Raw genomic sequence first — 16,224 nt, 5'->3', positions numbered from 1 at the left:
TTCACCTCATCTCATGTTACTTCTATTGTACATTACGAAACCTATCAAAAAAAGTTTCGTCATCTCTATCATTTTAGCATAATAAAAATCGCTAAATCCTCCGTCCAAAGGTGTAGAAACAACTACCTATAACGACTTCTTTCCCGTTGTGCGACGAAAAAAACCGTAGACTCTGAGAGCCTACGGTTTCGGTTATTGTGCTGTAAGTGTTGTAAACCACGTTGATACCATGACAATTGCTACCGTTACGGGAATCACGTAACGAATGAGCGCATGCCAGATTGGATAAAGTTTCTTACCTGGTTCTGACGTTTGGATCTCATCTTTCAATATACGTTGATCGACGACGTATCCGACAAAAATCGATGTCAAGAGCGCCCCGACCGGCATCAAGATATAGCTAACAAGGTAATCCATCGTATCGAAGAACGTTAGCCCATTAAACAATTGTACATCACTCAATAATCCGAACGACAATGCGGATGGAACTCCTACAACGAAGACGAGAATAGCGGCCGTTACCGTCACTTGTTTCTTCGTCCAACTCGATTTCTTTTCATTCAATCGATCCGTCACACCTGCAACGACGACTTCTAACATGGCAATCGATGACGTGATCGATGCGAAAGCGAATAATAGGAAGAACAAGACCATGAAGAATCCACCAAGTGGTACTTGGTTGAAGACTGCCGGTAACACGACGAACAGTAGCGCCGGACCTTCAGCCGGGTCAAGTCCCGATGCAAAGACTGCCGGGAAGATGGCAAGCCCAGCTAAGAGTGATACTGCAATGTTCAATAGAACAATCATGTTCGCCGAACGATTCAACGTCCCTTTCGTCTTAATGTAAGACGCATACGTCAACATCGCCGCTACTCCTAACGATAAGGAGAAGAAGGCTTGACCTAAAGCAAACAACACTGATTCACCCGTTAATGCTGAGAAGTCCGGTTGTAAGAAGAAGCGAACCCCTTCCATCGCTCCGTCAAGTGTCAATGAACGGACGACGAGAACTAAGAAGCTGACGAACAAGAGTGGCATTAAAATTTTACTCATTCGTTCGATTCCTGCTTCAACTCCACGTAATACAATCAAGAGCGTGATTAAAAGGAATAAAAATTGTCCGAGTACAGCAATTCCTGGTGTTGAAACGACGTTTCCGAAAACATCCCCGAATTCGTCAGCCGAACGCCCGCTTAATGTTCCACTTAAACCGAGCCCGATATAAATGAGAACCCATCCTCCAATAACACTATAGAAGGAAAGCAACAAGAAACATGCGATGACACCTAAATAACCGATGATGGTCCAACGACCGTGCCCTAATTTTTTGAAGGCGAGAAGTGCCGTCTTTTGCGTAGAACGTCCAACGATGAATTCACCAATTAATAATGGCAGACCGAGTAATAATGTGAACGCCAAAAACATGAGTAAAAAGGCACCGCCCCCACTAGTTCCAGTGACGTATGGAAACTTCCATATCGCACCTAAACCGATTGCCGACCCTGCGGCAGCTAGAATGAATCCAATTTTTGAGGCGAATGAGTTTTGCGCCATGATTACCCCTACTTCCTGTTTTTCATTTCATTTTCATAATAATAGTGAAATACTAACACGGTTCAAGGGTCAGGACAACAAAAAAACAGAGAAAAGTCTGAATACTTTTCTCTGTTGATGCTTTATGGCGTTAAAAACATGAGAGCCTGCTCTCGAATTCGTATCGTTAAGTGATCGGTTTCGAAATGCTCACCGTCTACATCGATGATTTGGGGTTCATTTAACTCGACTTCGACATGAGGAGCCTGAAAGTGATTCCATTCCGTCGATTTTTGATCAAGACCGAGTTGCTGGGCCAACAATTGTCGAATCATCGGAAATCCGATTGACGAACTGTGAACGACTTCTAACAATCCGTCTGAAAACGATTGTGTCTCAAGCTTCGTCGGTACAGTCCCGAGATAACTCCCATTCCCTACATATAGAAAACTGACATCACCTTCGTAAAGGAGTTCATCTCCTCGTCGTAACCGAATCTCAAACGGGTCAGCTTCACGAAACTGGCGGATAGTCGCTAAAAAGTAACCGATTGAACCTAACGCTTCCTTTTCATCCGGATCGATTTGACGTGACGTGTCTGCAATCAATCCGACTCCTACGAAATTGAGAGCATACATCTCATCAACTTGAATGACGTCCACATGCTGTTCATGATTCGACTTAATGACACTTGCCGCTTGTGTCGGTTGAATGGGGAGTTCAAGCGCTCGCGCAAAATCATTACATGTCCCGGCAGGAATGATCCCTACCGTTGGACGATCCTCACGCTCTAACGTCATTAATCCATTCACCACTTCGTTTAAGGTCCCGTCTCCCCCTATCACAATCATATGGTCGAACGTTCCACTTTCTTTCGCGAATCGGAGCGCGTCTCCGATTTCTTGAGTTTTCTTGATAATTAATTCTTCATAGAGCGATTCAATCGTTCCGATGACCTCTCCGAGCATCGTTTCGCTCGTACCGGACTTCGGATTCGAAATAATCAAAGCTCTCATAATAACCCTTCCTGTTCTAAGAAGTCTTTCGCTACATCGTAAGCACGTTCATTTCCGTAGGCAACACGTCGGTTCAGTTCAGACATCTGTTCGTCTGTAATTTTGCCGGCGAGTTGGTTGAGCGCATCCTCAATCTCCGGATACTCTTCAAGCGTCTCCTCTTTCATGAGTGGTGCGCCTTGATAAGGTGGGAAGAATTGTCGGTCGTCTTCTAATACGACGAGATCGTTCTCGGCGATATCAGGATCCGTCGCATAAGCGTCGACTAGATTGACATCCCCTCGTGCGATGGCGCGATAACGTAATTTCTGCTCCATCGAGACGACAGATGGGAAATCAAACCCATACTCGTTTTGTAAGCCAGGATACCCGTCTTCACGGTCGGTGAACTCGAGGGTGAAACCGGCTTTAATATCGGACTCGACATTCCGTAAATCTGAAATAGCCGTAATGTCTTCTGCCTCGGCATAGTCACGTGGAATCGCGAGCGCATACGTATTGTTAAACTTCATCGGTTCGAGCATCACGTATCCGTCTTCGGCCAGTGCCTCTCTCGCTTGTTCATATACCTCACCTGCATCGTTTGACTCAGGTGTCTCTTTGACGAGACTCGCGAGTGCTGTACCTGTGAACTCCGGATAAATGTCGACGTCACCTGATTGGAGTGCGCCCCATACGAACGTCGTCTCCCCGAAGTTCGGTTTCACGGATACAGTCAAATCTGTTTCTTCCTCAATCAATAGCTTATACATATTCATCAGAATTTCTGGCTCTGGACCGAGTTTACCGGCAACGACAAGGTCTGTCTCTTGAGAGCGACCAAATGCGAGCGGCGTGATGATGACCAGGGCGAGTACGGTAGAAACAGCAATCAATTTCGTCTTATTGCGAGTCGCTGTCGCACCTTCCATCTGACGCAACAAGAAGTCAAACAGGAGTGCCAAAATAGCGGCTGGGATCGCACCCAGTAAGATTAAGTAATTATCGTTTCGGTTAATCCCAAGTAAGATGAGTGTACCAAGTCCGCCTGCTCCGACAAGAGCAGCGAGTGTTGCCGTACCGACGATTAAGACCATCGCTGTACGGATACCAGCCATGATGACCGGCAATGCAAGGGGAAGTTCGACTTTCATCAAACTTTGATTCGGCTTCATCCCACAAGCTCGAGCTGCTTCAAGTAACGATTTGTCCACTTCATTCAATCCAGTAAACGTGTTACGTAAAATTGGTAGGAGCGCATATAACACAAGCGCGATGATGGCAGGCAATGCTCCGATTCCTACGAGTGGAATCATTAACCCGAGTAGGGCAAGCGAAGGGATTGTTTGAATAATTGCTGTAACACCAATGGCGGTCTCGGCAATTTTCTTACGACGTGTCAGCCAAATCCCTAATGGTACGGCAATCAAAACGGCAATTAAAAGCGATACGACAGAGAGCTGCAAGTGCTCAATCAGTGCCTCGACAAGCTGACCTTGTCTATTTTGGAACGTCTCAAGCATCTAGCTCACCTCTTCCGCGTTGTGTGAATTCTAAGACGAACGGATCTTCACTCGCCAATATTTCATCTGGTGTACCGACCAACATGAGTTCGCCGTCGCGCATCAATGCGATGCGGTCACCGAGCTTCATCGCTTCTTGCATGTCGTGTGTGACAAATAGAATCGTCTTACCGAGTTCATCATTTAGTCGCTTGATGTCATCTTGCAATTGACCACGGCTAATGGGGTCAAGCGCAGAGAACGGTTCGTCCATCAGGATGACGTCCGGGTCTGCGGCTAGTGCGCGCAATACCCCGACCCGTTGTTGTTGACCACCAGATAGTTCCGAGGGCTTCTTCGAACGTAATTTCGGGTCGAGACCGGCAATTTTCATCAATTCCGTCACACGGTCTTTCGTTCGTTCTTTTTTCCATTTCAATAGTTCCGGTACGACAGAGATGTTTTCTTCAACTGTTAGATGGGGGAATAAGGCAATTTGTTGAAGCACATAACCGATGTTACGGCGTAACTCAAAAATATCGAATTGATAGATTTCTTTTCCATCGATTAAAATCTTACCGTCCGTATGATCGATGAGGCGATTGACCATCTTCATCGTCGTGGTCTTTCCACACCCGGAAGGTCCAATCAATACAAAGATTTCTCCTTTTTCTACTGTTAAGCTTAACTCTTTGACGGCTAACGTCCCGTCCTCATAACGTTTTGACACATCACGAAACTCAATCAACCTGATCCCTCCTCGACTATTTCCAAAATGGAAATTCAAATAGTATTTTGCCCGTTTCTCTACTTTGTTAAACAAAAAAAGGCTCTCCTATTGGAGAACCTGACCATTAGTAAAGCGTTACTTTGATATGACGACGCCCCCATTGGATCGCATCCTGTTTGGAATCGACGAGTAAATCGACGATATGTCCTTTGATTCTTCCACCTGTATCAAGGGCAATCGCATCACCGACACCTTGGATATGGACTTTAGAACCTAATGGAATGACGGCAGGGTCAACAGCGATGATTCGCATCCCGTTATAATAAATCGAATCAGTCACGTCATGACCAGTTGCTGTTAAGACACGACCACCATATGCCTTGTTATCAGCGACATCATTTGAATATGCAGTCGATTCGACTGTAATGACTTTTTTACCCGCTGACGTAGACACTGGTGTCGCCGTAGTCTTTTTATTCGAAGAAGCCGCTGCCTTTTTTGCTGCCGCACGTTCTGCTTCTTTACGCGCTTCTTCAGCTTTTCGTTCTGCTTCAAGTTTAGCAAGTCTTTCCTTTTCTGCTTTCTCTTTCTCTGCAGCAAGACGTTCTGCTTCGAGACGCTTCTCTTCAGCGATGCGTTTCTCTTCAGCGATGCGTTTTTCTTCGGCAATTTTCTTTTGACGGGCGATTTCTTTCTGTCGTTCTTCTTCAATCGCTTGTCGTTCTAATTCAATTGGATTTTGTACAATTTTCTGTTCTGTCCCGATTCCGATCTGTGCAGCATCTGCTTGACCAACGAATGTGAACATCCCAATCATTGCGGTTCCAAATAACATCATATATTTAATCAATTTCATCGTAGTAAGGTCATCACCTTTCTCGTTATGTAACGAACAGATGTTAATTTACCACGACACGTTACATTGGAGTAGCCGTTTCAACGAAGTGAAATATTCCTGACATATGACGTAAAAAGTGGTTACAGATTGTAACAATTGCGAAAAACGTTGCTATTACTAGGTTTCACAAAAAAATTACAGAATCGTTACAATAAACCATGTAACAAACCTGTAATCTTCCTGTCATGTGTTTTATTTATTCAATTGGCTTTAAATCATGCAATCTGAGCATCCCCCACGGTGCAACATCGACTTGGACCGTGAAAGATTTTTCCCCTTCCACCCTGTCTACTTCATCTTGAGGGACACGATACGACCCCATTTCTTCTATATAAAGGTTGCGGTCATAGTAGTTCGCCCGTACTCCTCCGAAAAACGGTTTTGACTCGACTCGGTCGATGACGGCAAATCCATCTTCCCCTTGCTCGAACGAAACGTAAACCGTCCCCGTCTCAACATTTTGACGTCCTTCGAATTCGTCATATTCCAGATAGATAGAGTCTCCAAAATACGGGTCATACGGTTCATACGAAGTACCTTTGAACGTGTATGTCTCCCCTACCCACGAGATGGCAAAGACAAGAATGACAAACAGGACGGCAATCATGACTTGGACGGCCGGAATGACCCACGTGGACAATCGTTTCATGTCGTCACATCCCTTCTCGTACGATTACGCCACCATAGTCCGAGTGACAATGCGAAGACGATGAGCGCACCGATCAAGAAGAAGAGAGAGATATCCAGACGGTCCCATACATAAATGAAATAAATCGTCATCTGGACAACTAGGAAATAGATAAAGGCGAAGATGGTTGGTTGTCTCATCATGTCTTGACGGACGAGGTATGCCAATGCAATCACTTCAATCAATACCGCCAGAAGTACACCTGAATCCTCGAATAATGCAAATGGAATGACTGCGAGCAAACTCACCCACAACAGATCGTTTCGGCGATGAATCAAATAGACGGCAACGAGTGCTATGGATAGAAGGGTCGCTTCTAGTATCGAAGGTGGTCTTTGCGAGAGCCAGCTTTCCGTGACATTCACTAAATAGCCAATGGAAAGCACGGCTGCGACAAATAAATAGGCAGCTTGCCAAGCAGCCCGCTTACGATAAATCAGAAGTAACGCATGTAAAATGACGAGTGACCAAAGTGGCCATAGTCTTCCTTCATAGTTCACATATTGACCAAAGATATTGAGAATACCGTAAAAGGTGAGCCATGCGAACGTCCGATCCAATGATTCCTCCACAAAATGGAACCATACCCATGTCACGACGAGTGCAAATCCAATCAACGTCAACCCTATACCTTCGAAACTGTTCGTGACGGCCATGAATGCAGTGATAGCGGAGATAATCGAAAAAATGACGTGCTCATACATGATTCTGTGCAAAACTGCCATCGTGAAGAGGATCCAAAACAGAAACGTCAATTGCCCGGATAGATTATACGTGGTAAAGATGACCGCCATGGTCGCTACAAAAAAGACAAATCCTAATACGCGTAATAAAGTGACGTACCTCGGCGTTTTCAAGCGGACCCGCTCGGCAAAGACATAAAATCCAACCATAAAAATAAGAAATAACCCAATCTTTAAGAGGTCAGGAATCGCCTGCCAATTGGCTGCAACGAAGCTAAATAGGCTGAGTGCCAGTAAAATCGAGCCGACAATAACTAAAACAGGCGGCTTGTGATCATGTCGCTCACTAGCCGCCCGTTGTGTATGTTCATAGTCGACTAGTCTTTTACCCGTCGCTTCATCTAACAAACCCGCCTCTTGCCATTCACGTACTTTTTTGTCAATGGACACCTGAATCATCCCTTTCAGAAAAAAGGTCAGCTGGCGCGTTCAATCAATTCCAAATCTGATTTTAATAAAACTTGTTTTTCAAACTCGAGCCCGAGTTGTTGAAACTCTTCCATGATCGAAACGTCTCCGATCACAGTATTGGTCAGTACGGCGGTCACTTCTGCGACCCATCCTTCACGAGTCGACTTCACGATATCACCTACGAGGAATTCTTCAGACACACCCATTCACTTCCAATCTAAATTTGTTTCTATCATTATAACGAAATTATGTCGGTTTGAATACGTTTTCTTTTATGCGTTGAATAAATTGTGTCAAAAATTTTCCAGTAAGTCCCCAAATGATATAGTCTTCATGTTCGTAGAAAGGTTCTCTCATTTTAATTACCCGTTTTTTGTACGCTTTAGCATTCGCCAATCGATCTAATGGAATATTCTGATCTGGATTCATCGTCCACTCCATCTCTCCATGGAACGGGTCAATCATAAGCAATGTAGAGACCGATACCGTAAACAAGTGATCGACCTCATCCGTTTCTTTCACACTTGGTAATTCCGATAAGATTCCGACAAACGGATAAATCAATTGTCGATGGGGTGTGGCGAGCGGCCTCAATTTGCCAATGACTTCAATTTGAGTTGACGCAATCTCGAGCTCCTCACACGTTTCTCGCACCGCCGCTTCGACAGGTGTCTCTCCTTTTTCAAGTCGACCTCCTGGAAAAGAAATCTCCCCGGGTTGCTGCCGCATCGTATGGGCACGTACTTCAAAGACGACATGCCATTCCTTCTCTATTTCAACGAGCGGAATTAATACCGCCGCTGTCTGTTCGTAATCTTCTTCCATTGTAAAGCTATTTCGAATTTGATTTTCATTGATCCATGGCTGCACACCGTTCACTCACCTTCCATCATCGAATATCTTATACCGTTCTATACCCCACTTTTCGTTTAATCGCTGCCAATGTCGGAAATATCATTATTAATGATAGGAGTTGATCACTTTGGACGAACAAGTGGATGTACTAATCGTCGGAGCCGGACCGACCGGCCTGACGCTCGGCCTCACCTTAGCCAGATATGGCGTTTCATTTCAAATCATCGACCGAAAGACGACCCCGTCGGATAATTCTCGGGCTATCGGGATACAGCCGCGGACAATCGAAGTGTTCTCTCGCTTAGATGTCGCCCAAGAAGTGCTCGAGCGGGCCCGTACGATTGAACGGGGAAATCTCTATTTCTCAGGTCAATGGACGGCAAAGCTAGAGTTTTCAAAGCTTGTCACTCCGTATCCTTTCGTGACACTACTGCGACAAAATGAAACAGAAGAAATTTTAGAACGCGCCCTACACAAACATGGTCACGCAGTGAAGCGCGGCGAATCACTCTCGTCGATCACCCAATATCCATCACGTACGATTGCTCATTTGACTGCTGCAGATGGGACCCAGCGTTCAGTCGAAACCAAATATGTCGTCGCCGCTGATGGTGCGAACAGTTCTATCCGTCGAATGCTCGCCCTCCCTTTCAGTGGGAAGTCGTTTAAAGAGGCATGGGTGTTAGCGGATTTGAAAGCATATTGGCCCATTTCTCGCGAAGAGGTGCATATTTTCTTCTCGGATCAAGGGGTGCTAGAAGTATTTCCACTCACAGATGAAACAATCCGGATAACGGGAAACTTACGAACCGATGAATCATTCGTGGAATCGGACCTTCAACAATTTGTTGAACAACGTAGTCACATGCCTGTTCACATCCACGATGTCGAGTGGTTCTCACTTTTTCGCGTTCATAATCGGATGGTCGATACGTTTATCCATAATCGCATCATTCTAATGGGCGATGCGGCTCATATCAATTCTCCGGTCGGTGGACAAGGAATGAACACTGGGATTGCGGATGCATTCAACTTAGGTTGGAAGCTATGGCTCCATTTGAAGACGGGTGCTCCACATCAAGTCGTCTCGACGTATCGGGATGAACGCGAGCACGTTGCAAAGAATGTCCTACAGACGACGAATATCGCGACCGTGATGCTTCAAACGACCCTTCCGATGCTGTTACCGTTCCAAGCCATCGGAGCTGATGTCTTCACACGAGTCAATCTCGTTAATCAAAAGATAACGGAACGAATCTCGCAACTTCATCTGTCCTATCCGAAAGCGTTGCGTATGCCATTTCGACGAGTTTCCGAAGGAAAGATCTTTCCTGAGACAGAGATTTTACGAACCGATGACGGCTTTCGGACGAAGATTTCGGAGATTGCCGACGGACGCTTCCAAGTGCTCGTGTTCGACGATGGCAAACGTGATTTGACAGCGATTTATGAATTCTTAAATCAGCATCATCCATTCATTCAAACCATTACATTGTCGAAGACGAGTCGTCCATTTTTCGATCAAGGAAATGAACTTGCCAAGTCACTATTTATGAAACGCGGTATATTGGTCATACGTCCAGACGGCTATTTATTGCATATGCAACATCATGTCCGTCTAAAACCTTTACAGGACAAGTTAGCCGTCTGGCTTCCGCAAACATAAGCGTGTATAAATGGAGAGCTTCACCACATTGGTGAAGCTCTCCATGTCATTTATTCTTCAACATTTACATATAGAATACCTGGTTTTGAAAGCGTCAAATCGTAGAACGCTTCAAACGCCTCGATATCCTCGAGCTTACGAAAATCAATTTTGTCTGTCTCTTCATTCGGGATGGCGACGATGATGCCTTCTTCCGTCGATTTGATCATACCGGTTTGGCCGTTATGAATTCGAATGTAGAGTACTTGCTGGTCTTCGAGGAGCGAGATTGCCTCTCGTCTCGATTGAATCGGTTTTTTCATAAAATCCCCCTCTTTTCCATTTTAGTATAACGTTCACTTCATATTGCTTTCAACTCGCCGCACCATTAAACTTGTGTAAAGAAGGGGTTGAATGCGTTGGAAACATTATTCATCATTGTACTCGCCATCTTGTTCGTCATTTTGGTCACGATTCGTACGATTCGCAACTTAAAATGGGTTCGCTTCGGTGAAGCGTTTGGGAAGCAAGGCGAGGAACTATTAGGTGACTATCATTACCTGACAGAACAGGGAATCACCTGTCGGATAGAACAAGGACTTCCGACCGGAAAGTTGTTAAAACCGCTCGCAAAAAATTTAGACGACCGTGTCGCACTGTTCGTCCATCGAGATGATGCGGCAAAAGCTAGAGAACTATTAAAATAAGAAGAAGGCCAAATACAATCATTTGGCCTTCTTCTTATTTATGTACTTGTCTTTCAGAACAGTAGTAGGCGATTTGTTTAACAAGTGGCTCCGTCAACATCTCAAGATTGGTTTTGCTGATGACCTGATCGACCAACTTGAAAGAGTCGCCACAATTGGCCTTAATCCGTTTAAGCTTCAACTGTTCCGTCTCTGGGAAGATTAAAAACGAATAAACCGGAATCGCTTGTCCACACTCTTTTTTCAGTCGTGAACGTACTTGTTTGGTCATTCGCTCTAACTCCGTGACAGGATGTGGATAGACGTGTTTCCATCCCATAGACGTCTCTGTCCGACACTCGCGGTTCGTCAAATGGACAGGGGCTGGAGTTCGATTTAATTGAATCAAAAATACTCCTTTAGGTCCAACGAGCACGTAATGAACGAGATCGTCCCCAAACTCGACTTGTTCAATCATCATCCAATCAAAACGACAAGTGTGTCTAATGTTTTCGACGAGACGATCCGTATAGCATGTCGGTGCTTTCATCACTTCTTCTTTCGGACGAAACAGCTTTCTTGTCTGTTGTTTAACGGGTTGTTTCTCAGTAGCCGTTAACACTTGTAACATTCACTCCACCCCCCTATTCCTTATTCGCTTGGTCCCACTTGCTTTCCGAAGACTGCTTTTTCGAGATTTGAGATGCGACGCAACATATCATAATTAGATGCGACAGGCTGCGCTGGCTTGACAGGTTCCGCTGCAGGTGATGATTCGCGACGCAATGAATCATTTTCCTTTTGGAGACGATCGATCTCTTTTGCCATCTTTTCATAATCGCGAATGACCACGTCTAAGAATTGATCGACTTCTTCTTGCGAATACCCTCGTAATGCTGTTTTAAATTCTTGTTTATAAATTGCTTCTGCCGTTAGTTCGGTTTGCATCGTATCACTCCCATTGTTGTTCCCATTGTTTTTCTTCCTCAATGACACGTAAATCTTCCTGATTAATCAAAAAGACTTCCATATTCGGCTTTCGCCGTGCCCCTTCTACTAGAAAACGGGGACTTCCTTCCGTTTCTTCGTCATACAAGGTAATCAATCCTTCTGCTTTGTCTAAAAAGAATGCAGTTTTTGCGCGTAGTTGACTTGGATCCTCATACGGACGTTGCGTCAACGGTTCGAAGAAGTCGGCTTCGAGTTGCAGTTGCACAAATAATTCTTGCTCGAACGGTTTATAGCGTTCGTCCATATTTAAGAACGGAGGAAATACCGCAATTTTAATTGGATAAGTTTCTCTTAACTCTAACAATACTTGTCCGGCCCATAATTCACAACCGTTCGTCCCACTAAAGATGAACCATTCAGCGCCAAGTTCGATGACTTCAAGAATTTTTTTACGATAAGCTTCTTGAATGATTTCAATTCCGGGATGATCTGCTTTGAAAATTCCAAGTTCATGAGGACGATATCCTGTGATGGCTACAACTTTCATGATCTCTTCCTTTCTAGACGGGCGCGGCGATGTTCTAGTTCGACCTTTTCTCGATTGATCGTTTGACGCAACACTGTACGTTTTTGCTCGAGGAGCTCCATCGCTCGTTCCGTATAATCAATCGCGAGTGCCACATCCTTCTGCTTGTGCTCTGCATATTTGGCGAGTTCAACATAGCCCTCGATCGTATGCAATGATTCGAATAACGGAATTGCTTGCTCCATACGTCCCGTTCGCTTCAATAGCATTGCTTGCCGCATGACGGCTCGCTTCGAAGGACTCGAAAGCTGTTCAAACGCTTCTAGCGCCCGTTCCTGTTCGCCAAGGTCATGTAACCAATGCGCACGCTCTTCACCGAAATCTGTTTGTGGAGTCGTGACAAGTTGACTAAGTCTTGTGTAGAGAGAGACAAGACTTAAACAGTCTGCATGATGGTGTTCGAGGACCGGCATGAGAATCTCCGGGTTCCGTTCTTTGACGTACTGGAAATAATGCATCGGTGCTAAAAATCCAGGAAGGTCATCTGTTCGGCCATGACCGAAATACGTTTCGACAGCTTTAAGTGACACCGATTCTAATCTCGGTTTCAACAATCGCCTCGCGGCATGTAATAAATCGACATGACCGACGGAAGGCAACGCTTTGACCCGAGATTTGACAAACGTATGTCTCGTCTTGATTTGCGGCCAGTCGAAGGACTTCCCGTTATAGGTGACGAAACGTACCTCGTCTCCGATATCTTGCAAGAAATGATAGTAAAAGGCGGTCTCAAACGCAGGGTGCGGCAAGACATATTGAATCATTTCTAAGTGTTCTGCTCGAATTCTCGCAAACCCGATTAAAAAAATCGATGTGCCAGATCCACGTAGCCCGGTCGTCTCCGTATCCATGAAAAGTACTTGTTCTGGTTCTAAGTCGACCGCAAAAAACGGATGTTCAGTTTTTCGCATCATTCGACTTGCGTCTCCGAAAGCATAGTCGTGGTAAATCTCATCTAGTGGATATGTCTTTCGGATTCGAACACACCACTCCTCTTCAAACGTTAAAATGTCCCCACCCTGCTCAATCCACTTCCGCTGCTCCACTTCGTCGGGAGATGCCGTGCGTACTGGTTCGACAGGTTCTTTCGTTTTTATTAATCTAGATAATTTTGCTTTCATAACGATCCTTTCAATGCTTGTAACTGACGAATGACTTGCTGTTTGAAGTCCCCATATCCGACCATACCGACACAGCGAGGACATCCGCTCTCACACGGACAGTCTGATACTGTCCGTTCTGCTGCTTCAAGTACCATATCTGCATCTTTATAAAGCGCCTCACTGAGACCGATGCCACCAGGATAGCGGTCATATAAATAGACGGTCGGTTTATTCGTATGAGTCGACTTCATTTGAATGGTCGTAAATAAATCGAGTGTATCACACATGAGATAGAGCGGTGCGAGTCGTCTAAACAAGTCACTGACCGCCTCAAGTTGATCTTCGAGATCTGCCTCCGAGTATGCATAACGTTCGTCTAATGTGAACCACGTCGCCGTCGTATGCAATTCTCGCTCCGGGAGATGAATCGGACCTGACCCGATGTTCTCATGTGTTCCAAATTTAATTTTTTTAAAGAGGGTGGCCATCGCAATGACGGATACTTCGCCAAACGTTTTTGCACCATCCGTCTTGTTTTCTTCGAGCACTTTCAATTCTACGGCCAAATTCGCATCCGTATAGTAGTCGACATCGACACGACGGACGAACGCCTTTTTCTCTTCGAAGTCTAACTTTTCGACTTGATATTGTTCGGCGCCATGCAAATAGATTGCTTCATCATGTAATAAGGTCATCGCACTAAACGTATCCATTTCACCGATCACTTGATGTTTTGCGGTTTGGTCGACGATGACGACATTCTCTTGGTCGCTCGTTCGAAGAGAGATGTCATGCGCCGGGAATGAGTCCGTCATCCAATAGTATTTATTCGCTCGTTCGTGTAGCACTTGCGCATCGGTCAGGAACTCTAAAATATCCTCTGTGTCGACCGTTCCAAATCGCTCCCCTTTTTGAAACGGTAATTCGAATGCGGCGCACTTCATATGGTCCACTAAAATAATCAAGTTATTCGGGTCAAGGCGAGCAGCTTCCGGCGAACGATCTAAAATCATATCAGGTTGTTCGACGACAAGCTGGTCGAGAGAGGACGAAGACGCAACGAATACGACGAGTGACTCGGAATGACGACGACCTGCACGTCCAGCTTGTTGCCAAAGTGAGGCGACGGTTCCGGGGTAGCCATTGAGAACGCATGCTTGTAACTGCCCGATATCCACGCCGAGTTCTAACGCATTCGTTGAGACGACTGCTTTGATTTCACCATTCCGTAACCGTCGTTCAATTTCGCGGCGTTCCGATGGAAGATAACCCCCTCGATACCCGACAATCGACTTCGGTCCAAGCTCTCGTCGTGTCAGTTCTTGTAAATATGTTAAAAGCACCTCGACGCGGACACGCGATCGTGCGAATACAATCGTTTGAATGTTTGCTTCGACGAGCTTCGATGCGATACGTTTCGTCTCGAGTGTTGCACTTCTACGAATTCCAAGTGCTTCGTTGACGACAGGGGGATTGTAAAAGACGAGATGCTTCTTCCCTTGAGGCGCCCCGTTCCGGTCGATTAACACGACTTCCTCTTCCGTCAACAATTCAGCGAGTTCACGTGGATTCGCAATCGTCGCGGAAGTCATGATCCATTTCGGATGACTTCCATAATAGGCGCAAATTCGCTTCAATCGACGAAACACGTTTGCGACGTGGCTACCAAACACACCACGGTACGTGTGCAACTCATCGACGACGATATACTCTAAATTTTCAAATAGACGAATCCATTTCGTGTGGTGCGGTAAAATTCCGGAATGGAGCATATCCGGATTGGTGATGACGATATTTCCCGCATCCCTGACTTTTGTTCGCGCGGCGGGAGACGTATCCCCATCATACGTAAAGCATCGCAAATTCCCCTCGAGTGCCTCGACCATCTCCATCAAATCACTATTTTGATCTTGCGCGAGTGCTTTTGTCGGGTAAAGATAAAGCGCACGTGCTGTTGGTTTTTCAATCATCTTTGAAAGTACCGGTAAGTTATAGCACAGTGTTTTTCCTGATGCGGTCGGCGTCACTATGACAGTCGAGTGACCGGCTGCCGTTTGTTTCACAGCTTCAGCCTGGTGCGTATACAGCTGTTCGATTCCCCGGCTCTTCAAGACGTTCGTCAATTGTTCCGGTACTTGCTCTGGAATGGGTGCATATCGTGCCGGACGTGCATCGACTGTATGCCAGTGGCGGACGTTTTTGGCAAAGCTCGGATCTTCTTTTAATTCTTGAATCATTTCTTCGACGGAGCGTGATTTTCGCATCAGTTCACCTTCTTTTTTTATGAATTCGAAGGTGCAAGTTCCACTACGGTTTGCCGGATCGATTGAATCCGTTCATCTCGTATCACTCTCGATACAGCGGGCATTTTTAAAATGGTCATGTTTTGAAACGTTGTGGCGACATGCGCATTCTCTTCTTCAAGGCGGATGAGCGCGTCTGAAAACAGACGTTGTGTCGATCGACCGAATAAGACAATGGTATGTAGCTTCGTGCATTTCGAATGAACCGCTAATAGATGCTTGGCGTAGCGTTGCACCGTTTTATAATAATCTTCGTCTGTCGATAAGGTTTGACGATTGCCACGAAGTAAATTCGGATAGTAGGATTCCTCACCCGTGAACATCGTTTCGACACCGATTCGTTTTAAGTAAGCATGTCCAATCGCTTCAGCGACGGTTTGATCATGGATGAGACGACCAAGTGGAATCGACTCTTTTAACAGCAGATGGGAAAGCTTTAATCCGAGATGTCCACTGAGCGGTACGCCGAAATCGTCGTCTTGCAGTCGATCCATAACAAATAACACTTTCATCTTGCGCTTTAAAGAGAGTTGAACCATGTGTCACCATCCTGTTCCCTTTCTTTTCATTATAACAAAGTCATACGAAAAAC

17 protein-coding genes and 1 pseudogene are annotated in these 16,224 nt (G+C 45.4%); 2 read left to right on the top strand and 16 right to left on the bottom strand.

Translation table 11 applies throughout. The annotated features are described in order from the left end of the window. Window positions 1-192: 192 nt before the first annotated feature. The 9 genes and pseudogenes from KNO75_RS03100 to KNO75_RS03060 form a co-directional block, all read right to left on the bottom strand. Window positions 193-1,557: a sodium-dependent transporter gene (locus KNO75_RS03100; RefSeq protein WP_214819727.1), complete on the bottom strand. Its 1,365-nt coding sequence runs from the start codon at window positions 1,555-1,557 to the stop codon at window positions 193-195. A gap of 122 nt (window positions 1,558-1,679) precedes the next feature. Continuing rightward, window positions 1,680-2,552: a diacylglycerol/lipid kinase family protein gene (locus KNO75_RS03095; protein WP_214788516.1), complete on the bottom strand. Its 873-nt coding sequence runs from the start codon at window positions 2,550-2,552 to the stop codon at window positions 1,680-1,682. Beyond that, entirely contained in the window at window positions 2,549-4,054 is a 1,506-nt protein-coding gene (locus KNO75_RS03090) for an ABC transporter permease/substrate-binding protein (protein ID WP_214788519.1), read from the bottom strand. The genes KNO75_RS03095 and KNO75_RS03090 overlap by 4 nt, the downstream gene beginning before the upstream one ends. Before the next feature lie 10 nt (window positions 4,055-4,064). Then, a pseudogene (locus KNO75_RS03085) lies at window positions 4,065-4,781 on the bottom strand (ABC transporter ATP-binding protein); the annotation flags it as partial. Between the two features lie 106 nt (window positions 4,782-4,887). Next, complete coding sequence (locus tag KNO75_RS03080; protein ID WP_251126026.1) at window positions 4,888-5,619, bottom strand: 3D domain-containing protein; 732 nt, start codon at window positions 5,617-5,619, stop codon at window positions 4,888-4,890. 238 nt (window positions 5,620-5,857) lie between these two features. Next, complete coding sequence (locus tag KNO75_RS03075; RefSeq protein WP_214788525.1) at window positions 5,858-6,310, bottom strand: GDYXXLXY domain-containing protein; 453 nt, start codon at window positions 6,308-6,310, stop codon at window positions 5,858-5,860. Continuing rightward, window positions 6,307-7,491 carry a DUF2157 domain-containing protein gene (locus KNO75_RS03070; RefSeq protein ID WP_214815997.1) on the bottom strand — a complete coding sequence of 395 codons (1,185 nt, stop codon included), beginning with the start codon at window positions 7,489-7,491 and terminating at the stop codon, window positions 6,307-6,309. The genes KNO75_RS03075 and KNO75_RS03070 overlap by 4 nt, the downstream gene beginning before the upstream one ends. A 17-nt stretch (window positions 7,492-7,508) precedes the next feature. After that, window positions 7,509-7,709: a DUF2187 family protein gene (locus KNO75_RS03065; RefSeq protein ID WP_214788531.1), complete on the bottom strand. Its 201-nt coding sequence runs from the start codon at window positions 7,707-7,709 to the stop codon at window positions 7,509-7,511. A 40-nt stretch (window positions 7,710-7,749) separates the two neighbouring features. Then, window positions 7,750-8,373: an NUDIX hydrolase gene (locus KNO75_RS03060; RefSeq protein ID WP_353047547.1), complete on the bottom strand. Its 624-nt coding sequence runs from the start codon at window positions 8,371-8,373 to the stop codon at window positions 7,750-7,752. A gap of 112 nt (window positions 8,374-8,485) precedes the next feature. On the opposite strand from KNO75_RS03060, the gene KNO75_RS03055 reads away from it, so the two are divergent. Next, window positions 8,486-10,024 (top strand): FAD-dependent monooxygenase, encoded by a 1,539-nt coding sequence (locus tag KNO75_RS03055; protein ID WP_214819723.1) that lies wholly within the window; start codon window positions 8,486-8,488, stop codon window positions 10,022-10,024. A 50-nt stretch (window positions 10,025-10,074) separates the two neighbouring features. Here KNO75_RS03055 and KNO75_RS03050 read toward each other — a convergent pair whose 3' ends face one another. After that, on the bottom strand, window positions 10,075-10,326 hold the full coding sequence (locus KNO75_RS03050; RefSeq protein ID WP_214691944.1) for a hypothetical protein: 252 nt from the start codon (window positions 10,324-10,326) through the stop codon (window positions 10,075-10,077). Window positions 10,327-10,422: 96 nt separating this feature from the next. Between KNO75_RS03050 and KNO75_RS03045 the strand changes: the two genes are divergently transcribed. Continuing rightward, entirely contained in the window at window positions 10,423-10,710 is a 288-nt protein-coding gene (locus KNO75_RS03045; RefSeq protein ID WP_074034596.1) for a hypothetical protein, read from the top strand. Window positions 10,711-10,744: 34 nt separating this feature from the next. On the opposite strand, the gene KNO75_RS03040 is transcribed toward KNO75_RS03045, so the two are convergent. Genes KNO75_RS03040 through KNO75_RS03015 form a run of 6 tightly spaced genes read right to left on the bottom strand, consistent with a single transcriptional unit; the run spans window position 10,745 to window position 16,171 of the window. Next, complete coding sequence (locus KNO75_RS03040; RefSeq protein ID WP_214788546.1) at window positions 10,745-11,320, bottom strand: NERD domain-containing protein; 576 nt, start codon at window positions 11,318-11,320, stop codon at window positions 10,745-10,747. Between the two features lie 20 nt (window positions 11,321-11,340). After that, a complete protein-coding gene (gpsB, locus tag KNO75_RS03035; RefSeq protein ID WP_214793934.1) occupies window positions 11,341-11,637 on the bottom strand; it encodes a cell division regulator GpsB in 297 nt (98 codons plus the stop codon). A gap of 4 nt (window positions 11,638-11,641) precedes the next feature. Next, window positions 11,642-12,187: an SLOG family protein gene (locus KNO75_RS03030; RefSeq protein WP_214788552.1), complete on the bottom strand. Its 546-nt coding sequence runs from the start codon at window positions 12,185-12,187 to the stop codon at window positions 11,642-11,644. Next, window positions 12,184-13,347 (bottom strand): ribonuclease H-like domain-containing protein, encoded by a 1,164-nt coding sequence (locus tag KNO75_RS03025; protein ID WP_214819721.1) that lies wholly within the window; start codon window positions 13,345-13,347, stop codon window positions 12,184-12,186. Before KNO75_RS03025 ends, KNO75_RS03030 begins: the two co-directional genes overlap by 4 nt. After that, window positions 13,344-15,593: a DEAD/DEAH box helicase gene (locus KNO75_RS03020; protein WP_214819719.1), complete on the bottom strand. Its 2,250-nt coding sequence runs from the start codon at window positions 15,591-15,593 to the stop codon at window positions 13,344-13,346. Before KNO75_RS03020 ends, KNO75_RS03025 begins: the two co-directional genes overlap by 4 nt. Before the next feature lie 17 nt (window positions 15,594-15,610). Further along, entirely contained in the window at window positions 15,611-16,171 is a 561-nt protein-coding gene (locus tag KNO75_RS03015) for a hypothetical protein (RefSeq protein WP_214788562.1), read from the bottom strand. Between the last annotated feature and the right edge of the window lie 53 nt (window positions 16,172-16,224).

It is taken from the genome of Exiguobacterium sp. s35 (genome assembly GCF_018617535.1).
Taxonomy (GTDB): Bacteria; Bacillota; Bacilli; order Exiguobacteriales; family Exiguobacteriaceae; genus Exiguobacterium; species Exiguobacterium aestuarii.
The sequence above is the reverse complement of the archived record's forward strand: the minus strand, read 5'-3'. Positions and strand labels throughout refer to the sequence as shown.